This window comes from Bacillus sp. FSL K6-3312, assembly GCF_038007485.1.
In the GTDB taxonomy this organism is placed as follows: domain Bacteria; phylum Bacillota; class Bacilli; order Bacillales; family Bacillaceae; genus Bacillus; species Bacillus pumilus.
In genome coordinates this window covers 3,061,825-3,085,450 of the sequence record NZ_JBBOXI010000001.1, presented here as the reverse complement: position 1 = coordinate 3,085,450, position 23,626 = coordinate 3,061,825, and the positions used below count along the sequence as shown (strand labels likewise).

The 23,626-nt window shown below is 40.2% G+C and carries 25 protein-coding genes; 9 read left to right on the top strand and 16 right to left on the bottom strand.

The features are described from left to right. Positions 1-137: 137 nt before the first annotated feature. On the top strand, positions 138-1,364 hold the full coding sequence (locus MHI11_RS16225) for an EAL and HDOD domain-containing protein (RefSeq protein WP_106066310.1): 1,227 nt from the start codon (positions 138-140) through the stop codon (positions 1,362-1,364). A gap of 30 nt (positions 1,365-1,394) precedes the next feature. Here MHI11_RS16225 and MHI11_RS16220 read toward each other — a convergent pair whose 3' ends face one another. Further along, positions 1,395-1,748, bottom strand: a complete 354-nt coding sequence (locus MHI11_RS16220) for a hypothetical protein (RefSeq protein ID WP_034620108.1) — start codon at positions 1,746-1,748, stop codon at positions 1,395-1,397. A gap of 505 nt (positions 1,749-2,253) precedes the next feature. Between MHI11_RS16220 and degQ the strand changes: the two genes are divergently transcribed. The 6 genes from degQ (at position 2,254) to MHI11_RS16190 (ending at position 7,072) form a co-directional block, all read left to right on the top strand. Continuing rightward, entirely contained in the window at positions 2,254-2,394 is a 141-nt protein-coding gene (gene degQ, locus MHI11_RS16215; protein WP_003213123.1) for a degradation enzyme regulation protein DegQ, read from the top strand. Positions 2,395-2,545: 151 nt separating this feature from the next. Further along, the gene (locus MHI11_RS16210; RefSeq protein WP_044140821.1) at positions 2,546-3,469 is read left to right on the top strand and encodes a polyprenyl synthetase family protein; all 924 of its coding nucleotides are present in this window, start codon (positions 2,546-2,548) and stop codon (positions 3,467-3,469) included. Continuing rightward, positions 3,447-3,617 carry a competence pheromone ComX gene (comX, locus tag MHI11_RS16205; RefSeq protein ID WP_012011107.1) on the top strand — a complete coding sequence of 57 codons (171 nt, stop codon included), beginning with the start codon at positions 3,447-3,449 and terminating at the stop codon, positions 3,615-3,617. The genes MHI11_RS16210 and comX overlap by 23 nt, the downstream gene beginning before the upstream one ends. A gap of 13 nt (positions 3,618-3,630) precedes the next feature. Further along, the gene (locus MHI11_RS16200; RefSeq protein WP_340961554.1) at positions 3,631-5,937 is read left to right on the top strand and encodes a sensor histidine kinase; all 2,307 of its coding nucleotides are present in this window, start codon (positions 3,631-3,633) and stop codon (positions 5,935-5,937) included. 80 nt (positions 5,938-6,017) lie between these two features. Continuing rightward, positions 6,018-6,659 (top strand): response regulator transcription factor, encoded by a 642-nt coding sequence (locus tag MHI11_RS16195; RefSeq protein ID WP_340961552.1) that lies wholly within the window; start codon positions 6,018-6,020, stop codon positions 6,657-6,659. Between the two features lie 23 nt (positions 6,660-6,682). Next, entirely contained in the window at positions 6,683-7,072 is a 390-nt protein-coding gene (locus MHI11_RS16190; RefSeq protein ID WP_106066313.1) for a hotdog fold thioesterase, read from the top strand. 86 nt (positions 7,073-7,158) lie between these two features. Here the strand turns inward: MHI11_RS16190 and mnhG are convergent, their stop codons facing one another. From mnhG to MHI11_RS16155, 7 genes are read right to left on the bottom strand one after another with little or no spacing between them, the layout of a single operon-like run. Beyond that, the gene (mnhG, locus tag MHI11_RS16185) at positions 7,159-7,533 is read right to left on the bottom strand and encodes a monovalent cation/H(+) antiporter subunit G (protein ID WP_003213369.1); all 375 of its coding nucleotides are present in this window, start codon (positions 7,531-7,533) and stop codon (positions 7,159-7,161) included. After that, positions 7,517-7,798, bottom strand: coding sequence for a Na(+)/H(+) antiporter subunit F1 (locus tag MHI11_RS16180; protein WP_003213177.1), 282 nt, complete (start codon positions 7,796-7,798; stop codon positions 7,517-7,519). Before MHI11_RS16180 ends, mnhG begins: the two co-directional genes overlap by 17 nt. Further along, positions 7,798-8,277, bottom strand: coding sequence for a Na+/H+ antiporter subunit E (locus MHI11_RS16175; protein ID WP_003213059.1), 480 nt, complete (start codon positions 8,275-8,277; stop codon positions 7,798-7,800). Before MHI11_RS16175 ends, MHI11_RS16180 begins: the two co-directional genes overlap by 1 nt. A 6-nt stretch (positions 8,278-8,283) precedes the next feature. Next, entirely contained in the window at positions 8,284-9,762 is a 1,479-nt protein-coding gene (locus MHI11_RS16170; protein ID WP_340961550.1) for a Na+/H+ antiporter subunit D, read from the bottom strand. Next, the gene (locus MHI11_RS16165) at positions 9,755-10,096 is read right to left on the bottom strand and encodes a Na(+)/H(+) antiporter subunit C (RefSeq protein ID WP_003213576.1); all 342 of its coding nucleotides are present in this window, start codon (positions 10,094-10,096) and stop codon (positions 9,755-9,757) included. The genes MHI11_RS16170 and MHI11_RS16165 overlap by 8 nt, the downstream gene beginning before the upstream one ends. Continuing rightward, positions 10,096-10,527 (bottom strand): Na(+)/H(+) antiporter subunit B, encoded by a 432-nt coding sequence (locus MHI11_RS16160; protein WP_044140818.1) that lies wholly within the window; start codon positions 10,525-10,527, stop codon positions 10,096-10,098. The genes MHI11_RS16165 and MHI11_RS16160 overlap by 1 nt, the downstream gene beginning before the upstream one ends. After that, positions 10,524-12,935, bottom strand: a complete 2,412-nt coding sequence (locus MHI11_RS16155; RefSeq protein WP_340961547.1) for a Na+/H+ antiporter subunit A — start codon at positions 12,933-12,935, stop codon at positions 10,524-10,526. The genes MHI11_RS16160 and MHI11_RS16155 overlap by 4 nt, the downstream gene beginning before the upstream one ends. A 219-nt stretch (positions 12,936-13,154) precedes the next feature. Here MHI11_RS16155 and MHI11_RS16150 point away from each other — a divergent pair, with 219 nt between their 5' ends. After that, on the top strand, positions 13,155-13,364 hold the full coding sequence (locus MHI11_RS16150) for a hypothetical protein (protein ID WP_050944039.1): 210 nt from the start codon (positions 13,155-13,157) through the stop codon (positions 13,362-13,364). A gap of 74 nt (positions 13,365-13,438) precedes the next feature. Here MHI11_RS16150 and MHI11_RS16145 read toward each other — a convergent pair whose 3' ends face one another. The 7 genes from MHI11_RS16145 to malK form a co-directional block, all read right to left on the bottom strand. Next, complete coding sequence (locus MHI11_RS16145; protein WP_003213451.1) at positions 13,439-14,776, bottom strand: 2-hydroxycarboxylate transporter family protein; 1,338 nt, start codon at positions 14,774-14,776, stop codon at positions 13,439-13,441. Positions 14,777-14,951: 175 nt separating this feature from the next. Continuing rightward, a complete protein-coding gene (locus MHI11_RS16140) occupies positions 14,952-15,911 on the bottom strand; it encodes an ABC transporter permease (protein WP_003213713.1) in 960 nt (319 codons plus the stop codon). Further along, positions 15,912-16,958 (bottom strand): ABC transporter permease, encoded by a 1,047-nt coding sequence (locus tag MHI11_RS16135; RefSeq protein WP_340961544.1) that lies wholly within the window; start codon positions 16,956-16,958, stop codon positions 15,912-15,914. Continuing rightward, complete coding sequence (locus MHI11_RS16130; protein ID WP_340961542.1) at positions 16,951-18,486, bottom strand: ABC transporter ATP-binding protein; 1,536 nt, start codon at positions 18,484-18,486, stop codon at positions 16,951-16,953. The genes MHI11_RS16135 and MHI11_RS16130 overlap by 8 nt, the downstream gene beginning before the upstream one ends. Before the next feature lie 159 nt (positions 18,487-18,645). Beyond that, on the bottom strand, positions 18,646-19,728 hold the full coding sequence (locus tag MHI11_RS16125) for a BMP family lipoprotein (protein WP_044140813.1): 1,083 nt from the start codon (positions 19,726-19,728) through the stop codon (positions 18,646-18,648). A 394-nt stretch (positions 19,729-20,122) separates the two neighbouring features. Further along, entirely contained in the window at positions 20,123-20,830 is a 708-nt protein-coding gene (locus MHI11_RS16120; RefSeq protein WP_340961540.1) for a response regulator, read from the bottom strand. Next, entirely contained in the window at positions 20,823-22,421 is a 1,599-nt protein-coding gene (gene malK / locus MHI11_RS16115) for a malate sensor histidine kinase MalK (protein WP_044140811.1), read from the bottom strand. Before malK ends, MHI11_RS16120 begins: the two co-directional genes overlap by 8 nt. Positions 22,422-22,606: 185 nt before the next feature. On the opposite strand from malK, the gene MHI11_RS16110 reads away from it, so the two are divergent. Continuing rightward, positions 22,607-23,164: a YufK family protein gene (locus tag MHI11_RS16110; protein WP_044140810.1), complete on the top strand. Its 558-nt coding sequence runs from the start codon at positions 22,607-22,609 to the stop codon at positions 23,162-23,164. Positions 23,165-23,206: 42 nt separating this feature from the next. Here the strand turns inward: MHI11_RS16110 and MHI11_RS16105 are convergent, their stop codons facing one another. Next, a complete protein-coding gene (locus tag MHI11_RS16105) occupies positions 23,207-23,617 on the bottom strand; it encodes a thiol-disulfide oxidoreductase DCC family protein (RefSeq protein ID WP_044140809.1) in 411 nt (136 codons plus the stop codon). Between the last annotated feature and the right edge of the window lie 9 nt (positions 23,618-23,626).

Below are 23,626 nucleotides of genomic sequence, written 5' to 3'. Positions count from 1 at the left end.
TTGGAAAAAGGAGATCATCAAGCCGGGTGATCTCTTTTTTTTATTTTTTGACCGATTCAAATTGAACCATAAGCGCAATCATTTGGTATACTGAAAGCACATCTTGTTTGTCATTGCATAAAGGAGGATTGGAGCAGTTGAGGGTGTTTGTTGCGAGACAGCCTATTTTTAACAGAAAAGAACAAGTCGTATCATATGAGCTACTTTATAGAGATAGTGAAACCAATACATATAGCGCTGAAGATGGTGACCAAGCGACAACGGACCTCATTATTAACAGTTTTTTAAATATCGGCATCGAAACATTGACAGAAGGCAAAAGATGCTACATTAATTTCACCGAAAGCTTACTTTCGTCTGATCTGCTCACCTATTTTGATCCGCATCAGCTTGTGATCGAGATATTAGAAAATGTCCCGATTACCCCGGCACTTATTATGAGATGTAAGGAATTAAAAAAATGGGGATATACGATTGCGCTTGATGATTTTTTTCTAAGCGGATCACATTTCAGTGACAAGTTGCTTGACGAACTCCTCTATTGCATTGATATTTTAAAAATTGACTTTCTAAAGACCACATCGGAAGAACGTAGAAAAATTCTACATACCTATAAAAAATATCGACTTCGTTTCCTTGCAGAAAAGGTGGAAACGCGAAGAGAATATGAAGAAGCGCTAGAAGCCGGCTTCCATTTGTTTCAAGGGTATTTCTTTAGTGAGCCGCATGTTATATCAGGACGAGCATTATCGACCAGCTTCCATGCGTACCACCAGCTATTAAATGAGCTGAGCAAGGAACAGCCGAATATCCAGGTCGTGACACATTTTATTGAAAGTGACCTTTCGCTATCATACCAATTATTAAAAATGCTCAATTCAGGCGGCATGAGACGTCTTTATCAAATCAAAAGTATCCGGCAGGCGATTATTCTGCTTGGTTTTAATGAAATTAGGCGTTGGATCTTTATTCTTTCATTTAAAGAATTGAATGTTCAAGCCAACTCAAGCCAAAAAGAAATTATTAAAATGTCCTTCATTCGGGCGAAAACGTGTGAACTGATTGCGAGTCGTACCGAACGAGAGCACCCAGCCTCTTATATGCTGACAGGCATGTTTTCTCTCATTGATACACTTGTCAGGGCAGATATCACAGAACTTGTAAAAGAACTGCCGCTTTCTGATGAAGTGGGCGAGGCACTGCTTGGCTATGAAAATGATTATTCATTTGTACTTGGTGTAGCCAAACGGATTGAACGAAATGAATGGGATGATGAGATGTTAGATGGGAATCTCCCGAAGCAAGAAGCCTACGGATGTTATATAGAAGCCATTGAATGGTGTCATAAAATGTTTGAATCTTAAAAGCCGCCCACGTCAGAGCGGCTTTTTTTGTTATGCCCACTGCAAAAGAAGAAACAGTCTGCTAGAGGCGAGAGACAAGTAGATACGAATGCCTTCTGGACTAAAGCGGATGTCAATACCACTTTTCACACCGATTTGTTTCAGCATTCTGATGACACTTGTCGAATCAGAGCGCTCAGCAGCCTCCATGATCCGCTGTGCAAACGAAAGCGAGCTGGAAATTTGCTGTGTAATAAGTGAAGCATCAGCAACAAGTCGGGCTGATTCCTTTGCGGCTCGTTGAAACGAGTGGGCATCTACTGGAGGAAAAGTCATAGGCGTGCGCGGATATGCACGGCTCATTGCGGGACCCTGCAAAGCAGGATAAGGAACATAGTAAAACACATCGTCACCTCTTCTCTCATTGACGTGAAATTGGACGGATATCTGTTCTAAATGTATGTAGAAAATCAGAATAAAGAATCAAAATGATCTTTCTATCTTTATAAATCCAACATAAAAATAGGTACTTTTGCGGTCAATTTCGGTGAATGTCGCCAAAAAATTGCGGTGTCCACAATGGGGTCTGTCGTCTGACCTATAACACGCAAAACCGAGGTTATAGAAGGGATCGTATGTTCTATTGTGAGAGAAGTGTGACGAATGATGCCTATTATTGTTGCATTAGTGACACAATTCCTTTGAAATTAAGATAAAAGTATGATTTGAAAAGTCAGAAAATGATGAAAAAAGACCTATTGAATTTTGCGGTATCACGCACACATTTTGTGCATACTTTTCGGTGAAAAAATACTCAATTACATTTACACTGTTAGTAACAGATCAAATACTTATGACCCAATCACCATACACAAATACATTGATCTTCCAAAAAAGGAGAGTGGAATCGATGGAAAAGTATGAAATCGAAGAACTTAAACAATTATTATGGAAACTTGAAAACGAAATTAGAGAAACAACGGCTTCTCTTCATAACATTAACAAAAGCATTGATCAATACGACAAATATGAATATGTGAAAATTTCTTAAAGACTTGATAATCATCAAGTCTTTTTTTTATCCAAATACATACAAAAAAAGGATATATTATTATATAATTGTTAAATAGTGATGTCAGTGGACATTTGCTCATGTCTTTTTAGTAAAATAAAAGGCGGAAGGGTGAGGGACAAGACCGAGTATGCTAAACTATCTAGAGAATACAAAAATCAAGCAGAATATGTCTGATTTTATTCAACATGCAGTCAGGCAGAAAGATTTACAACAACTGCTTCTAGAATTTACAGATATAAAGAATGAATTTCCCTTTGGGCAATTGGCTTACAAGCATTATGAGGCATTTGGCGGACAAGACAAGCAAGCGATTACACAATTGGCAGCAGGGATTGAACTTCTCATCTTATCAGCCGATATATTAGATGATATCGAAGATCAGGATAAAGATTCGTATCCTTGGATGAAATGTCAGAGTGGAATTGCGATTAATGCGGCGAATGTTCTTTTTACATTGAGTTTTGAAGTCTTTTCAAAGCTTGAGCATGCAACGGAAATTTTACACAGTGTATATACTTATTCTATTCAATCAATGCAAGGACAGCATATGGATATGACACTGGAGCCAGAGAATGAGCAGGATTGTTTAAATATCATGAAGTCAAAAGCAGGATCACTGTTTGTGTTACCCTGTGTGTTAGGGGTTATCTTGGCAACAGGTTCTTTTGAAAAGAATGTAGAAGAATATGCGTATTATCTTGGAATGGCGGAGCAGCTTGAAAATGACTATTTAGGTCTTTTTAATAAAGAGAATATTGATTTTAAAAGAATGCAAACATTACCGCTAGTTTACTTGAAAAATGAGTTTAATCCATCTAGTTCAGACTTGCTAAGGTATTTTCAATCAAAGGATAAGAGTGCCGGCTCTGAAGTATTAAAGGATAAATTAAAAAAATCTGGTGCTCAACAATATGTATTTATTATGAGAAACCTTCTCAGAAATAAGTTTAAAGAAACATTCAAGAAACTACATTTAGAGGCTTCAAAAAAGAAAAAACTGATACTTTTTTTAATTGGAGATGGAGAAGATGAAAATTCAGGAATTGGTTAGTTATTTAGTGGAGAATCCTTCAACATTAAATCAAATCGTTAATGGGAACGCATCACTGCTTCACGTTGATCAAGAAACTGCAAGTATTATTGTTGACGGATTCCAGAAAGAAGACGTTATTAAAGCAATCATATGGTCAACTGCTTGAGTAGATAAATATTATGAGAAAGTTTTACTCTAAGTTAACAGTTATATTAGTTATCCTTAGCTTCATCTATGTGATTTATATCTCTTATATCAACGTATTTAATATTTTTGTTGGAGCAGCTGTTAAGGAAAATAGTCACGGTCAACTTGAGGTAGTGGATGTCGATAATTTTACAGATAGCTATCTAGCTGGAGTTAGAAAAGGCGATATCATACTTGAAGTGAATGGGAATAAAAAACCAGTTGAAGAAGTTAAAAGAGGTTTTTTAGCTAATGTTAAAAGTTTAGTCGTTGATAGACATGGTGATAAAATTGATTTAGAGAATGTAAGGTTATTGAGTCAAGCGAATCTGTTTATTTATCTAATACCAGTCATTCTTTATTCCATCTGTCTATTTTGTATATTTATGATTTTAAAAATGAATAAAGCAAACCAAAAAGAGTCAGCTTATATTTTAGCTTTATTTCTTTTGGCGGTGTCTATAGGTTATGTAAGTTCTGGTGGTTCTGGAAAAGGAGAGGCTATCAGTCGTATTCTTGTAATCGTTACAATGAATATTGTACCTCCACTATATATGCACTTTATGTATCAATATTTAAAAGAATTAGGAACAGAAATTATTCGTCGTCGAGTTCTTTTTTATTTGTATCTAGTTCCAGTTACTAACGTTTTATTAGTTTTATTCTATAAAAATAAAGCTGGACCAGTAGATCTATTAGCATATGTCAATTTACTTTCATTTTTTGTTCTGGCTTTCCTTTCGATTATTATCACTATAAGGGCTGCTAAAAAATTGAAAGACAATGAAGTCAGCAATGTACTTCGAGCATTTGCACTCATTTTAATCTCAGCATTCAGTCCATTCATGCTATTTTTTATCATTCCTTATTTTTTTGGTATATATTTTATTTCACCATATGTTGTAGCATCGTTTGTTCTTTTAATTCCTTTTTTCTTAGTCTATCAATTTATGTCAAATAAGCTGTATAATGTTGATTTCTTTATGGGGAGGATTAAATACTACGGTTTTTTAGCGATTACACCAACAATACTAGTGGTTGTTCTTTTTGATTTTATTCAAAAGCCGAATGCAAATTTCTATACAGTGAAATTTACGATCATCACGTACATTCTTATGCTCACCGTTTTCTACTTTAAAGAAATCATCGATTTCCGCTTTCGTTTGAAGCGTTTTTCAGAGAAGCATAATTATCAGGATAGTGTATTTAAATTTACACAGCTTATTCGTGAGGCGTCATCACTTCATCAAGTATTGTATCATTTAAAATACACCATCTTAGAAGTACTTGTTGTGAACAAAGCCTTTGTGCTTGAAGTGAAGGCAGATGGACAAATTGTTGAAATTGATGAATCAATAGAAGAAAGCCAGCTATGGAAAGATTATGTGGATCAATTTCAAGATATTTTAGGTGAAGTCGGAAAAATCATTGCGCTTGATAAAGGGTTCATGATGAAAATTGGTGAGCGGGGCGGTCACTCTTTTGTGATTTGCTGTTTATCTAATTTACGTACACCTAAATTGACGCGGGATGAGATTTCTTGGTTGAAAACATTGGCATTTTACACAAGTGTCAGTTTAGAAAATGTCGTCAAGATTGAAGAATTGATGGAGCATCTTGAAGATTTGAAGCAGCGTGAAGCGAACCCCGCTTGGCTGAAAAAAGTCATGTTTGCGATGGAGGAAAAACAGCGCTCCGATTTAGCGAGGGATCTTCATGATTCCGTGCTGCAGGATTTGATATCGCTGAAAAGACAGTCAGAGATGTTTTTAACGAATTTCCAAAACGATCAATGCCCAACGTCTATTGAACAATCGCTTATATCATGGAATGAACAAATGTCTAAGGTGATTCAAACGACGAGAGAAACGTGTCATGAACTTCGGCCGCAGCTGCTGTACGATTTAGGTTTAGTGAAGGCGATATCGAAGCTGACTTCTCAAATTCAGGAGGAAGCACCATTTCATATTCGGCTGAATACGACACGCTTTGATAAGGAGCTGGACATTGATATTGACTCCCAGCTCAATATTTACCGAATTGTTCAGGAGCTGTTATCCAATGCCTTGAAACATTCTCAAGCCAGCCAAGTGCTCGTAATGCTGATTTGTATTAAAGATCAGGTTGTTCTTCACTACGAAGATGATGGAGTAGGCTTTGACGCAAGCCATCTTGATCAGCACACCATGAGCATGGGCCTCTCTGGGATCAGAGAACGAGTCAAGGCGTTAAATGGGAAGCTTCACATTCATACAGCACCTGAAAAAGGGCTCAAGGTGAAAATTGAAATGGAATTGTAACGATTTATTCAGGAATAAGACTTGGCATCTGCCAAGTCTTTTATATAAAATGGAAGTGAGTGATTTAAAGGGAGGAAGACATGAAGAAGATATTGGTCATTGATGATCATCCGGCTGTCATGGAAGGGACAAAAAGCATATTAGAATCAGATCAGCAGCTATCAGTCGATTGTTTAAGTCCTGATGCAGAAGCCGCCTTTTTAAAGACGTATGACTTTTCCATCTATGATGTGATTTTGATGGATTTAAATCTCGGGGATATCAATGGAATGGACATTGCGAAACAAATTCTAGAAACCAACCAACAAGTGAAAATCATCATTTATACAGGATATGAAGTAGATGATTATTTTGAAGAGGCCATTCGGGCTGGATTGCACGGTGCAATTAGTAAAACAGAGACAAAAGACAAAATTATTGAATACATACACCGCACATTGCAAGGAGAAGTTGTCATTCAGCTATCCTATTTAAAGAAATTAATTTCACAGCAGCAAGAAAAGCCAGAACAGGCGCAGCAGACCGATCACGAGCTGTTAACAGAGCGAGAGTGTTTGATCCTCAGAGAAGTGGAAAAAGGATACACGAACCAAGAGATTGCCGATGTGCTGCATTTGAGCAAACGCTCGATTGAATACAGCTTGACGTCCATCTTTAATAAGCTGAATGTTGGCTCTCGAACCGAAGCGGTGTTAATTGCAAAATCTGAAAGTGTGCTGTAAACGTGTGAAGGGAGAGAACCCTGATGGAAGTGAATGGATCAAATACACTACTTGAGGCACTGGGGATTGAGATTGTAGAGTGTAATGAGTCTCGATGCGTAGCAACAATGCCAGTCGATCACAGAACAAAACAGCCATTTGGACTGCTGCACGGAGGAGCTTCTGCTGCTCTAGCAGAAACAGTGGCAAGCATGGGAGCTGCGGCTCATTTAGACTTAACTCAGCAAGTTTGCTCAGGGATTGAAATCAATGCCAATCACTTAAAATCTGTACGTGATGGAGTAGTGACAGCGACGGCTGTTCCTGTACATGTTGGGCGCCGGACAATGGTATTTCAAATTGATATTAAAGATGATCGAGACCGGCACATCTGTACGTCAAGATGCACACTTGCTGTCATTGATCGCATATAAAAAAGCTCCCGGTGCAGCGGAAGCTTTTTTTAGGTTGGATTGATTCATAAAAAGCAGATCCTCACATATGAGGATCTGCTTTCGGTTTATAAGTACGAGTCTTCTTTGCGTTTAATCACGAAGTTACGAAAACCGCCATAATCATCCTGTACACTTCGTTTGTCCATCTTGACCCCAGTATTGTAGGCGGCTCTTCCGATCAAGTGTGCGCCGACTGGAGCTGTTAAAAAGATAAAGACAATCCCAAGTAGGATCTTCGCAGAAATAATGCCTGCAAGAAACCATTCGTGAAAGAACACCCCAACTAATATGAGGACAACACCAAGTGTCGATGCTTTTGATGCAGCATGCATACGTGTATAAACATCCGGCAGGCGAAGAACGCCAATGGCTGAAATGAGACAAAGGATGGCGCCAAGCAGGATAAAGAAAATGACAATAGCTTTAGCGATGACGATCATTTTCAATCACTTCCCCTTTCTCAAGGAATTTGGAAAAAGCGACAGTGCCGATAAAGGCAAGGATACCGAGCAGTAAAATAATTTCAAAGAACGTTGTCGTTTTCAGCAAAATAGAAACGATAGCTGTCATCCCAATTAAATTGATTCCTATCGCATCAAGCGCACTTACACGATCAGGAATAGAGGGACCTTTGATAACCCGTATCACAAAAAGAAAAGTGGACAGTGCAAGAATGCCAAGTGAAATTTGTAATATGAGCTCCATTACTTACCGCTCACCTCCTGAATCGCTTTTTCAAATGAAACCCGGATATCGTGAATGGCTTTTTCTGCATCTTCAATATCCATCGCATGAATGTATAAAATGGAACGATCATCAGAAATATCAATGACAAGTGTACCTGGTGTCAATGTAATCATATTAGCCAGTATGGTGATTTCCCAATCCGTTTTCAAGTCTGTACGAAAGGCGAAAATACCGGGCTTAATGGTGAGCTTTGGAGATAATACGGTCTTTAATACACTTAAATTGGCAAGAAGCAGCTCTCGAATAAATATCATGACGAGCTTGAAAATCGCAAACAGGGCATAGCCGTAAAAACGCTGCGGGAAAAACCGCCGAAGCATAAAAATGGCGACCATCCCTAGTACAAAGCCTGATACAAAGTCTGCGGCTCTGTATGTATCATTCATAAACATCCATGTAAAGGCGAGGAGAGCGTTTAGTAATATTTGAAAGGCCATGTTCATCTACTCCTTCAGCACAGCTTGAATATATTTTTCTGGTGTTGAGAGCATTTCCGCTGCTTGATTGATATAAGGGGCAATGAACTCTGTCCCTAACCCAATGGCAAGCGACAAGATCACAAGCAGTACGCCAGGGTACACCATTCCTTTAATCGACGGTTTCCTTCTTCGCATATCTTGTTCCTCGCCCCAAAATGCGAGCATGAAGATCCTCATAATCGAATACAGGACAAGCAGGCTGGACAGTAAGAGAAGGATAGAAAAGGTCATGTATCCAGCAGAAAAGCCGCCTTCTACAATCTTTAGCTTTCCAACAAACCCACTCAGAGGCGGGATTCCTGCTAGGGATAAAGCCGATATGAAAAACATCCACCCTAGTAAAGGCTGAGATTGAATCAGTCCACCCATCTTTTTCAAGTGATTGGTGCCAGCATACACAAAGAGTGCACCTGCCAGCATAAATAAAGCGCCTTTAATCACCATGTCATGAATGAGATAATAAATGGCCCCTTGGAGTGAGGCAGGTGTATTGGCTGCAATCCCAAACAAAATGACCCCAACTGCTGTGACAATGTTATAGATGACGATCTTTTGCACATCAGAATAGGCAATAGAGCCAATCACACCGAATATCACCGTTAGTGCGGCAAACCAAGCCATGAGTGTATGTGTAAACCCTGTATCATGTATAAAAATTAACGTAAAGACTCTGGCAATCGCATATAAGCCAACCTTTGTCAGCAGTGCACCAAATAGAGCAGAAATAGCCGCTGGCGGTGCATGATATGATCCTGGCAGCCAGAAATAAAGCGGGAAGATCCCAGCTTTTAAGCCAAATACAATGAGAAACAGAATAGAAATGACAGTGATTAATCCTGTTTGCCCTGATTCAGCTATTTTCACACTTAAATCAGCCATATTCAAAGTGCCCGTGACTGCATATAAGCAAGCGACACCGACAATAAATAATGCCGACGAGATGATATTAAATACAATATATTTGAGTGATTCTCGAAGCTGAGGCTTTGATCCGCCTAACACAATGAGCATATAAGACGCCATTAGCAGCAACTCAAAAAAGACAAACAGGTTAAAAATATCGCCTGTTAAAAAGGCCCCACTTACGCCAGCTAACAAAAATTGTACGCCAGAGTAATAGAAAAGCCGCTCCTTTTCCTTCCCAATTGTTTGAAAGGAGAATAGAACTGTCACTAGCCCAACAACGGAAGCGGTGAGCACCAGGAGCGCAGCAAACTGATCGGCCACAAGGGCAATCCCAAATGGTGCTTTCCAGCCTCCTAAATAGAGAGTTTGAATCCCATTAGTAAAGATGGTTTGGACTAAATACACATTACAGACAATGGCTAAGAGCGAAGCAAACACACTAAAGCCTCTCGACAGCATGATGTTCTTATTCATAAAGATCAATAGTGTAGCAGCTAATAATGGAATTAAAATTGGCAGGATCACGAGATTATTCATGCTGATCATTTCCTCTCATTTGATCCATGTCATCTGTTCGCAGCTCTTGGAAGGCACGGAAGGCCATGACAAGTAAAAAGGATGTCACACCAAAAGCAATGACAATGGCTGTTAAAATTAATGCTTGTGGTAATGGATCTACATAGGATGTGAGCCCCTCTTTTAAAATAGGTGGAGCTCCTTTTTTTAAGCCGCCCATTGTTAAAAGAAGCAAATGGACGCCGTGACTTAAAACAGCAGTACCGACGATGACCCGTAAAAGGCTTTTTGAAAGCATTAAATAGGTCGCCGCCATAAAAATAATACCGACGATAATAGACATTAGAAATTCCATTATTCCTTCTCTCCAATCGTTTGAATAATGGTCATGGTGACACCGACAACAACTAAATATACACCGATATCAAACAGTACGGCTGTCGCCAGTTCTGTTTTCCCTAAAAACGGCAGTTGAAAATAATCAAATGTATGGGATAGAAAAGGTGCACCGAATAGAAATGATCCCATCCCCGTCAGGATCGCGACGAGCAGCCCGGTCGCTGCAACATAAATAAAGTTAAAGGGCAGAATACGTCTCACTGTTTTCAGATCATAGGCTAAAAGCAGAAGAACGACAGCCCCAGCACTCATCAGGCCGCCAATGAACCCCCCGCCAGGGTTGTTATGTCCCGCAAGAAATAAGTGAAGGGAAAAAAGCAGGATGATGAATGCTGTGATTTTTGTTGTGACTTGTAAGAGCATATCATTCGTATCAATTTTCCTCATCGCCGCACACCTCTCTTCCGTTTTCCTTGTGCCTGTGCCTTTAATAATCCATAAATACCGAGTGCCGCAATGGCAAGTACGGTAATTTCAAAGAGTGTATCAAAGCCCCTGAAATCTACAAGAATGACATTGACAATGTTGTCGCCGCCAGCAAGTTTATAGCTGTTTTCAATAAAGTAAGTTGAAATGGACTCAAGTGACTGCTGACTTGTGGAAGCAAAAGCAAGACAAGTGACAGTGAGACCAACACCTATTGAAATGATCAAATTGGTTAATTTGAATTTTCTCGTTTTTTGCTTCAAGCTCAGCTTCGGCAAATGATAGAAGCAAAGTAAAAACAGTGCGACAGAAATCGTTTCAATAATCAGCTGTGTCAGTGCAAGGTCAGGTGCTCTGAAAATCACGAAGAATAATGACAGCGTGTATCCCATGACACCTAGAGCAATAATGGCAGTTAAGCGTGAGCGGGCGAATACGGTCGTGACCGTCGCCGCCACCATCACAAGTGAAAGAATGGCTTCATACGTGCCAATTGGCGCAGCTTTTTCTGTTTCAAATGAGAAAGCTTGCTGATAGAACATCACGCTGCCAAGTACGATAATCATGAACCCAAACACATAGACAAGGTAATCACGAAGGAAACCGGTCATATAGCTGTTTGTTAGGCGATAGGAGCCTTTTTCTAAGCCTATCAGTGAACGGTCATATAAGGAGTTAAATGACCATTTCTTCTTGAAAATATGATATATCGGACGCCATTTTGACAACGTCAAATATCCGATAATTCCTAAAGCTACAACACCCATTGTCATATAGAGCTCTGGCTTAAAGCCGTGCCATGCTTCAATTTTGACAACAAAGCGTTTTCCTGGATCAATCGCATCAGGAATAATGGCTGCAATTGCAGGTTCAATGACAGAATAAGCTAGAATATTTGGGAAGAAGAAAAAGGTGACCACAAGTGCAGCAAGGATAATTGGCGGGATGAGCATACCAATCGGTGCTTCATGCGGCTTTTTCTCTAATTGATCTAACTGAAGATTGCCTCTAAATGTTTTAAAGAGAAGCATCATACTGTAAATGAACGTAAAGACACTAGCGAGCCAAGCAATTGCTGGGAAAATAGCGCCCCATGTTGAAATATCTGTAAAGCTGATGTCAGAAATGCGCAGCATACTTGTGAAAAACAGCTCTTTACTTAAGAAACCGTTAAATGGCGGTAGTCCAGCCATTGAAAATGTACCGATTAACGTAATCGTAAAGGTGATCGGCATGATGGTCATTAAACCACCTAATTTCCGAATGTCACGAGTGCCGGTTTCGTGATCGATAATACCTGCTGCCATAAAGAGACTGCCTTTAAACGTAGCATGGTTAATGAGGTGAAAAATAGCAGCAAGAACGGCTGCGCCAAAAAAGGCAGGGTTGTTTTCATGAATCGCAGCTGCGCCGACGCCAAGCATGAGCATAATCATGCCGAGCTGACTAACTGTCGAGTAGGCCAGAATGGCTTTCAAATCATTTTGCCGGACGGCATGGAATGATCCCCAGAATAATGTGATAAGTCCGACAATGGATATGGTCCAGAACCACACCTCTGATATAGCAAAGATCGGACTGAAGCGGGCAACAAGATAAATACCGGCTTTCACCATCGTAGCAGAATGCAGATAACTGCTCACAGGGGTAGGTGCTTCCATTGCATCAGGCAGCCAGATATAGAATGGGAATTGCGCTGATTTCGTAAAGGCACCTAGTAAGATCAGGATCATGGCAGGGATAAAGTAAGGTGATGCCATAATGAGCTGAAGCTGATTGACTGCTTCACGAATACTGAATGAATCAGTGATCAGGTAGATGAGGATGAAGCCACCAAGCATAGCTAATCCGCCAAAAACAGTAATAAGCAGTGATTTGGTTGCACCATATCTAGAGCGCTCCCGCTTATACCAATACCCAATTAAGAGGAAGGAAGAAATACTCGTTAGCTCCCAAAACAAGTACAGAACCACCATATTGTCAGAGAGAACCACACCAAGCATAGCGGTCATAAACATTAACAAATACGTATAGAAAGAGCCAAGCTGTTCTTTTTCTTTTGATAAGTAGAAAATACTGTACAAGACCACAAGTGCGCCAATACCTGTAATTAATAATGCAAATAACAAGCTAAGGCCATCAACATATACAGTAAAATTCATCCCTAAAGATGGAATCCATTCAGCTTGTGAGAAAAGCGTTCGTCCATTCGAGGTAATGTGTAACATTTGGATGAAATAGGTGAATAAAATAATCGGCAAGATGAGAACAAACCACCCTGTATGTATACGCCTTACATATTTAAAAAGGAAAGGTACAACAAAGGCGAGTAAAAAAGGTGATAGGATGGCGAAGTGAATAAGCTGCAAGAAAATGAACCTCCTTTGATCAATATAAATTCACGTTCTAAAGAACTGGTAATTAAAATTATATCTTAAATACAGCCATAGTGCATTGGTTTGAAACGATTTCGAGCAAACTGTATTTGTTTTGGGTTCTTTTGACCACAAAAATAATTTTATCAAAAATGAAACTCATTGTATATTGTTTTGTTTTTCGTACATGCTTTTCTTAAAGGAGCTGATTAAATGAAACGAAAGATCGCCATCAGCTTAAGCATATTCTGCACGATTTTAGGAGGAGCATTCTTGATTGACCGAAATGATCAAAAAAGGTGGCAGGAAGGCAGTGAATGGCCGCTATTTTCTGAGCACCTTTTCCGCATGAGCTATCAGGAAACTAAGCTGTATCCTTTTCAGCCTAGGGAATATTTACGAATTGTATTAGCTGATGAATAAAATCATATAGGATAAAAGAAATATAAAAAAGCATGTGCCTATGAGAGGGCACATGCTTTTGATGTTTCAATGTTTTAAGTAAACATTCTAAGTAAGATTGTTGCGCAGATCACAGTTGCTGCTCCACCAAGACGTGTAGATACTTGTGCGAAAGGCATGAGACCCATTCTTCCAGAAGCTGAAAGGATCGCAACGTCACCAGTACCGCCAAGTCCGCTGTGACAGCCTGTCACAATCGCAGATTCTACTGGGTACATGTTCATCAATTTCCCAACGAAGTAACCAGAACCCACCATTCCAAGAACGACAGCGATACATACACAAACGAATGGAATAGAAATCACTGTTGCTACATCATCAAGTGGAATGTATAGAATCCCTAGACCGACCATAAGCGGCCATGTAAAGCTTCTTGATACAAACTTGTAGAACTGCTGTGAGCCATCTTGCAGATGCTGAGGCATCACGTTTAAGTATTTGATTAAAGCGGCAAGAACAATCATTAAGATTGGACCTGGAATATGAACAAAGCTTTCTAATAAACCACCAAAAATGAACGTTGTACAAGCCACGAGTACACCAGCACCCATTAACCCAAAATCAACTTTTGGATCCATATCAGGCTGTTCAAAAATTTCATTTGCCTCTTTAGATTTTACAAGACGACCATTCCCGTTTAGTTCAGGACGTTTTTCACCAAGCTTCTTCATTGCGCCAGCACAGATAATGGCAATGACGTTCCCAATGACGGCAGCAGGAATTAATTGAGAGATTAATGACTCTGCTGATACACCAAGAATTTGTGAATAAGCAATAGATAATGGCAAAATCCCTTCTCCAACACCACCGGCAATAATCGGAACAATAATAAAGAAGAACGAATGATGCGGTGTGTAACCAACTAAAAGACCAACAAGAATTCCGGCAGTCACAGCTGCAATTGTACCTGCAACAAGAGGAACAAACATACGAATAAGGCCTTGTACTAAAACAGTTCGCTGCATCCCAAGAATACTACCTACTACAAGAGCAGAAATATAGAAGTAAAGGAAGTTCGACGTCTTCATAAGAGACGTAACCGCTTCCAACGAGTTCGGATTCAGAACATGAAAAAAGACCAGGAACGATGGTACGAATAAAGAAAGAATCGCCGGTCCACCAATATCTTTTAATATCGGAATACGTTGTCCTATATCTCCAAGGAAAATCCCCAAAATCATAATAACAGCGAAACCACCAAGCATATTTGCTGGAATTTTATTAAAATAAGCGGCAGTTAAAATAATCGCTGCAAGTACTAAATACACAGGTAAGTCAATAACACCAATTTTCCAAGACATGATCTTACGGAAAACGCTTTTATTATTGTCAGAATCGTCTGTAATCGATTTCAATTGTTGTGTATTAGCCACATAAACACCCCCAAATGCTATTTGTCTCAATTGTAGAAGATTCTGTGACACTCATCTATTTATTAAACTAAATTAAGTGTAATAAAAGTAAAATAAACAGGAGTTTTTATGTTTTTATCATACAAAAATCCCCTGAAGGTAGTTTATCCTTCAGGGGATTGATCATACATCGTTATTATCGTTTTCCTTTTAAATAAGGTGTCCCAAGTGCTTTCGGTGCATCTGCTCGGCCGATGAAGCCAGTGAGTGCTAGGATGGTCAGCACATATGGTGCAATGAGCATATACACGTTCGGTATATCTTGGAAGAGCGGCAGGAGAGAGCCAATAATGCTTAAACTTTGAGCAAATCCAAAGAATAAAGCAGCGCCCATTGCGCCGAATGGGTGCCATTTACCGAAGACAAGTGCAGCTAGTGCGATGAAGCCTTGTCCAGTAATGGTTGCATGTGAGAAATCAAGAGCGATGGTTGACGCATAAACAGCTCCGCCAAGACCACCAAACAGTCCACTAATAAAGACACCGATATAGCGCATCCGGTACACTTTGATTCCCATTGTATCAGCAGCCATTGGATGTTCTCCGACTGCACGAAGACGAAGACCAAACGGCATTTTAAATAAAACAAACCAAGCTACAACCGCAAGCGCTAATGCGAGTATGGACGTATAATAAACATCTTTAAAGAAGATATCGCCAATTATTGGAATGTCACTTAAAAGGGGAATATCCCCTTTATAGAAAGGCTCTGTAATTTTATCTGTTTGAGCTTTCCCGTAAATGAGTTTCACGACAAACAGCGTAGCGCCAAGTGCCAGCATGTTAATCGCAACACCACTGACCGTTTGATCTGCACGGAATGTAATGGTCGCAACTGCATGAATGAGAGAGAACAATCCGCCAATCGCCATTCCGACGAGGAGCCCAAGCCACGGGGTCAAGGCCCCGAATGTATCAGCAAAAAACAAGTTAAAGATAATACTGGAAAATGCTCCGACGACCATCAAACCTTCAAGACCGATATTCACAACACCTGATCTTTCTGAAAAGACGCCTCCAAGAGCGGTTAAAATAAGTGGTGCAGCATAGACAAGTGTTGCTGGGACGATGATTTCAAGAATTTGCAGAAATCCCACTTATTTTCCCCCCTTTTTCTTCATTTGGTTCATCACAAGACGGATAATATAGCTTGAGGCGACGAAAAGAATAATGATCGCAATGACAATATCAACGACCTCAGTCGGTACGCCAGATTCAAGTGGCATATTTAAAGCGCCGACCTTCAATCCACCAAGCAGCAGTGCAGCAAGAACAACACCAACAGCAGTATTTCCACCTAATAAAGCGACGGCGATTCCGTCAAAACCTACACCGGTAAACGAGCCTTTAATTGATGCATATTCAAATGTACCAAGACCTTCCATTGCGCCTGCAAGACCTGCAAAAGCACCTGAAATGAGCATCGCATAAATGATATTGCGGCGAACATTCATACCGGCATAATGGGATGCCTGCTGGTTCATTCCAACAGCCCGCAATTCAAAGCCTTTAGAGGTTTTTTGAATAATGACCCACATCACGACCGCAGCTATAATGGCAACAAAAATACCATTATGCATCCGGGAGAAATCGGTGATTTGTTCAAAGAAACCAGAGCGAAGCGAGGCAGTGGCATCGATTTTTTCTGTTTTATCTTTATTATTTGTTAAGACATTTGAAATCAAATAGTTCGTCACATGAAGGGCAATGTAGTTCATCATGATCGTGACAATCACTTCATGAACATAAAAACGAGCCTTTAAAAACCCAGGAATAAAGCCCCATAATGCACCAGCAGCAGCTGCGGTGATGAGTGCAAGTGGCAGATGGATGTACATAGGTGCATGGACAGTTGTACCGATCCATACAGCAGCTACCCAGCCAATCAGCATTTGACCTTCTACACCGATATTAAAGAGACCTGTCCGAAATGCAAAAGCAACAGCAAGCCCTGATAAAATGTAAGGCGTCACTTGTCTGATGGTTTCTCCCATATAATAGGTTTCACCGAAGACGCCATTCCAAAGGGCGCCATAGCCTTCGATGACACTATAACCGCTTGCCAGCATAATAATGGCCCCAACAAAAAGACCAAGTACAATGGCTATAGGCGGAATGAGCAGATTTGTTAAGCGATTAGACATTTGCTTCTTTCCCCACTTCCTGTTGCGTACTTCCAGCCATTAATAGACCAAGCTCTTGCTCTGTTGTTTCTTTTGGATCAACGATGGCAATAATGCTACCTTCGAATATAACAGCAATCTTATCACTGACATTCATAATTTCATCAAGCTCAAATGAGATGAGGAGGACGGCTTTGCCTGTGTCCCTTTGCTCAATGAGGCGCTTATGAACAAATTCAATCGCACCAACATCAAGTCCACGTGTCGGCTGAGCGGCAATTAATAAATCGGGATTGCGGTCAACTTCACGGCCAATAATGGCTTTTTGCTGATTCCCGCCTGACAGGGCGCGTGCCTCTGTATATTCACTCGGTGTTCTTACGTCATACTCGGCAATGATTTGCTTTGCCTTTTGGTATATATTTTTCATATTCATCAAGCCAAATTTTGAGTATGGACGCTGGTAATACGTTTGTAACGAAATATTCTCTCCTATTGAAAAATCAAGCACTAGTCCGTGTTTATGACGGTCTTGAGGAATGTGTCCAATTCCAGATTCGGTCACCTTACGAGGCGGAAGATTTTGAATGGCTTTCCCGTTTAGCATGATCGTGCCAGATTCTGATTTTTTTAGACCGGTAATGGCTTCAATCAATTCAGATTGACCATTGCCATCGACTCCAGCAATACCAACAATTTCTCCAGCCTTTACTGAGAGGTTGAGATGTTTGACCGCTTCAATTCCTCGTGCGTCTTTTACCGTAAGATCCTGAATTTGAAGTACTTCCTCAGCAGGAGAGGCGTCTTTTTTGTCTGTCTTAAATGAAACTTCACGACCGACCATCAGGCTTGCAAGCTCATCTTTGTTTGTGCTTTCCACATCAAGTGTACGAATGCCTTGGCCTTTTCGGATAATGGTGACGCGGTGACATGCATCCATAATTTCTTTCAGCTTATGGGTAATTAAAATAATGGATTTGCCTTCATTGATTAAGTTTTTCATAATTTGTATGAGTTCTTTAATTTCTTGAGGTGTTAAGACGGCTGTTGGTTCGTCGAAGATCAAAATATCAGCGCCGCGGTAAAGAGTTTTTAAAATTTCTGCACGCTGCTGCATGCCGACAGAGATGTCAGATACTTTTGCGTCAGGGTCTATTTTTAAACCATAGCGGTCAGAAAGCTCTTGTACTTGCTGTATGGCTTGTTCTTTGTCGATCTTTCCAAATTTCTTGGGCTCTTTTCCTAAAATGATGTTTTCAGCGACGGTGAAGGTATCGACAAGCATAAAGTGCTGATGCACCATACCGATGCCTAAATCACTTGCATCATTCGGGCTAGAGATGGTCACAGGTTTTCCGTGAACCTTGATTTCACCTTTTTCAGGCTGGTACAGTCCGAAAAGCACGTTCATGAGCGTTGATTTTCCAGCGCCGTTTTCACCAAGCAGCGCATGAATTTCGCCCTTTTTTAGCTGCAGCGTAATGTTATCGTTTGCTACAATGCCAGGGAATTCTTTGCGTATATTCAACATTTCAATGACATAATCCACAGGTTTAACCGCTCCTTTTTTAGGGTGCTGATGAAGATAAAAACTAGCAAAAGAAAAGCTGCAAAACGAGGCTGCAGCTTTTCTTTTACCACCTTTTACGAATAAAGAGGAGGTAAAGGAGAAACAAGGGGATAAGGCGCGCTTATCCCGATGTTCAAATTAAGCTTTAAAATCTTTTAGTTCATCACGTGTTGCAGGGATTTTAATTTCGCCCTTGATGATTTTTTGTTTCCATTCTTCTACTTTTTTCAATACATCTTTATTAAGGTTGTCCTGAGATGGAGAAATGTCAAGAGCGCCTTCTTTCAGACCATATGTGATCACTTCGCCGCCAGGGAACTTACCTTCTTTTGCTTTCGTTGTTAAGTCTTGTACCGCTTTGTCTACTTTCTTAACCATAGAAGTAAGGGTGACACTTTGTTTTGTTCCAGGTACTTTTCCTTCGTCATACTGGTCTTTATCTACACCGATGACCCAAACTTTGCGGTTAGGATCCGCTTTTTTCAGGTTTTTCGCTTCTGTGAAGACACCAGTTCCAGTGCCGCCAGCAGCATGATAAATGATGTCGACGCCGGATTTGTACATGCTTTCAGCTGTTGCTTTCCCGATGTCTGCCTTATCGAATGCACCAGCATATTTCACTTCAACTTTTGCTTTCGGGTTAGCTGCTTCAACGCCTGCACGGAAACCAACTTCGAATTTTCTGACTAATTCAGAATCAACGCCGCCGACAAAACCAATTTTGTTTGATTTTGTAGAAAGAGCAGCCGCAACACCCACAAGGAATGATCCTTCATTTTCGTTGAACACAATGCTGGCTACGTTGTCTTTTTTCACGACAGCATCAACGATGGCAAAGTGGTTTTTCTTACGCTGATCTGCAATTTCACTAATAGAATCTTGCATTAAGAAACCAATTCCGTAAATAAGGTCGAATTTCTCACGAGCAAGTGTGTTTAAGTTTGTTGTATAGTCAGCGTCTGATTTAGATTGTAAGTAATCAAAGCCGTTTTTACCTTTTTTTAGATTGTTGTCTTTTCCAAATGCTTGTAAACCTTCCCAAGCTGATTGGTTAAACGATTTGTCATCGACACCACCGACATCAGTTACCATTGCAACAGTGAATTGATCTTTATCTTTTTTGCTTTCACCGCTGTTTGAGCCAGAGTTGCCGCATGCTCCAAGGATGGTTCCTGCTGCTACGACTAAGGACAATGCTAGTCCAATTTTGCGCTTCTTCAAAACATAACCCCCTATAAAATTTAAAAGTTTCAGAAAAGTCTCGCGAAAAAAGACCGACCTATCTCTTCTCACCCTTCTGAATAGGGTATTTTATCCTGCTTTCTCCTGAAACTTATGGAGGACAGGAGAGAAGATGTAAGACATCAGACTTATATCTCGTTGAACTAATCAATCATAATTTATCATTTCCAATCGAATAAATAAATAGAAATTTGTTTTATTTTAAAAAAAATGTTAAAAGGCTAAATTCGATGTCTTTTTATGTGCTGAAATATGATATAATGCCGCTTTTGTGATGTGATCTACTACAGTGGAACCACTGATATCAAGGGGTTTGTCACATCGTGTTCCATAAAAAAACATCTGGCCTCTGTATAAGGTCAGATGTGTCAAATTATAGATATTGCTGAATTAAATTCATATTTGTTGTACTGAGTTTATATTGGAAAACAGGGCGTCCAATTGTCCCGTATGCCATTTCAACATCAACTACTTCGATGTCCTCAAGGAATTTCAAGTATTTTCTAATAGAGACTTGAGAGATTTCTGTATGATTCGCTAGGTCTTCGGTCGTGAAAGCCTGATGACCGAATGATTGAATACTTGTCCAGATGAGTTTGAGTGTGCTTTTGGTCAGGCCTTTTGGCAGAAGGACTTTTTCCGTCTCTGCTTTTTTATGAAAGAGCTTCGCATCTAAATCATTTTGCGAGATGCTGTTCATCGTTTGGTACAAGGCGTGTTTTCGTTTAAATTCTGAGAGCGCTGATTGGAAACGTTCAAATTCAAACGGTTTGATCAAATAATCAACAGCCCCGTTTCGCATCGTTTGCTGGATCACGTCGACTTCATTGGCAGCTGAAATGACAATGACATCAACCGAATGATTTTGTTTGCGAATTTCTGATAATAATGCCAGGCCATTTTGTCCAGGCATATAAATATCGAGCAGTACAAGGTGAATGGCTTCTGTTTTTAAGATGTCCAGTGCCTGCTGAAAAGAGGTGGCAATCCCTTTTAATTCAAAGCCCTCGATTTGGGTCAGGTAGCGTTTGTTCAGCTCCCCAACCATTGGATCATCTTCTACTATTAACACATTAATCATGTGAATCCTCCTTTTGTTTATACGGAATGCGGAGACTAAAGGTCGTTCCTTCTCCTTTTTCACTCGTGACAATCAAATGTCCGTTCAATTTTTTGATGCTTTGGTCAACGAAGTAGAGACCGAATCCTCTGTCTTCGCCTTTAGTTGAAAAGCCTTGATCAAACATGATGTCTTGTTCTTCTTTTGTGAGACCAACACCTGTGTCTGTAATTTCAATATGAAGCTGCTCCTGAACGTATCGGAATGAGATCGAGATGTTTTTCGTCTCAGTATGAGAAACAGCATCGAGTGCGTTATTTAACAGGTTGCCAATGACGGTAATGAGATCATGCGTCACTGCCGGGTCCTCTGAATTTGGGACTTGTGTGCTGCATATGACTTCTAAGGTCGCGCCTTGTTCCCTGATATAGCTTTGTTTTCCTAGTAAAAATCCTGCTAAAACAGAGTTTTTCACATGGTTGATGATTTCATTTGTTTCCGTCTGCTGATAGATCGCAATATCTTTGATATAAGTGCCAAGGTCATCGTAGTTTTTGAGCTGAACCAATCCTAAAATGACATGAAGCTTGTTCATAAATTCATGCGACTGGGCACGGAGGGCATTTGCATACATTTTGACTCCGCTCAGCTGCTCAGCCAAGTGTTTGACTTCTGTTTTGTCACGGAAGGTGGCGATTGCTCCAACGATCTCGCCCTTTACCGTAATCGGGACTTCGTTAAATACGAGCTCCAGTCCGTTCATTCTCACGTCGCGGTCAAGCAGTGGCTTGCGTGTTTCAATGACTTGCTTTAGGCCGCTTGAAGGGAGGAGCACCTGAACATCTTGTTCTCTAGGATCAACCATAATGCCCATATTATGAAAGAGCCGTTTCGCTTCAGCATTGGCGAGCTTGATTTTACCGTGCTGATCGACGGCAAGAATCCCTTCTTTTGTTGATTCTAGCATGGCGCTTCGTTCTTTTAATAATGTAGCAATCTCATCGGGCTCTAGTCCAAACATAATTTTCTTCACTTTTCGTGCCACAATGAGTGCTCCGATGATACCAGAAAGAAGACTGAGCGATATGACGAAGTAGAGTGGGAGTAAGCTTTGGTGAATAATCAAGTCAATTTCCTTTAACGTAATCCCTACTGCCACAGCCCCGAGCTGCTTTCCGTCTTGATCATAAACAGGAACAAAAGCGCGCATGGATCTGCCTAGTGTTCCAGAAGCTGTACTAATATGTTCTTTACCCTGTAATGCTAGTTTTTCATCACCGCCAGCAAACCGCTTCCCGATCTTCTGCGGATTTGGATGGGTTTTGCGAATGCCGTTCATATCCATCACGACAACGAATTCAGTTTTGGTGATTCGCTGAACACTTGTTGTATATTGACGCAGTGCAGAGTATGAATGCTTTTCTAATGATTTCGCCGTGATCGGTGCCTCTGCGACCATTTTGGCAGTGGAGAGGGCGATGTCACGTTCCTGCTGATGAATGTTCTTAGCTGTTTCTGACCAGATCGTAAAGAAAGTGATACAAAGGGAGATCAGGACAACGATACAAACAAAAATCGTCAGCCTTGTTTGCAGTCTTAATGTTTTTTTCACGAGTATACCCCTAACGCACGATTTTTTCGTAATAGTAATACTTTAACGGGAAAATGTAAGTTTGTGAAGGAATGTACGTGCAAAATCACAAATTTGATTTTGCTGCCAGTTTACTTTGAAAGCATCTTGTCAATCCGTTTTAAGTGAGCCATAATAAATGTGAGCTTATGAGAAAGGATCTATTTATGAAAAATACATATTTGACTGGATATTTTCCGCTGATTTCGATTTTACTATTCAGCTCTGCTTTTTCGATTTTCACAGTAGGGATTACGACTGATTTCTTGACTCAAGCAGGTATTTTAAAAGGAATGCTGGAATTCTTCTCGGAACAGGGCATCCGGCTTGCTCTTTTTGCTGCTTTTGCACTTGTTTATTTTATGATTTTATCTGCCTTGAAACTGATTGCAGATACGGTGTTAGAGTTGGCGCTACTCTTTTTCGCGAAAGACCCTGAAGGAGAGAACTTAAAGAAAATTCGGATTGCATCCGTTGTTTATTTATTTGCCAGCTTGCTTGCATTTCTGCTGACGCAGCAGCTGATTCTGCTTGTCGGACTATTTGTTTTAGCAGGTCTTGTCTATTTTATCTGGGTAGTGGTCCGCATTTATCAATCGCTTTCCATGCTAAATTTAATTGGATTTATGATGTTTATTTTGCTGTTTTGGGCCACGTTTTTAATCGGCATTTTGTACTTATTTATTAAGCTTTATAATAGTGTTATGGCAAGTCTTCCTTCATAAACAGACAAAGAAAGCATCCTCCGATAGTGGAGGATGCTTTTTTTATGATAGAAACCGTTTTTGAATATCCGGTGTAGGTATCATACAAGATGTTTTTTGACCGAACCATTTGTAGCGATTTTTCGCTATCCGCTCATAAAACCAATCACGGATAGGGCGCGGAATGGCAAGGAATAAATAACTCCATCTGTAGATCCCTTTTAAATGCCGCGTGGCTTTTAAAATGCCTGTCGACTTCGTATAAAGGGTGCCTTTTTCAATATAAATGAATGAATTAAACTCATCTAAAGGCAAACCGTTTTCTTTTAAAATGCGCTGCCCTGTATCTGATTGTAATGAAGCAAACATCATTCGCTCATTTGGATCACGTTTAATCACAAACTGAACAGCGCCGCTGCACACGTTGCAGACACCATCAAATAAAATCAAATGAGGTGGATGTGTTGAATGCATTGCAATCAA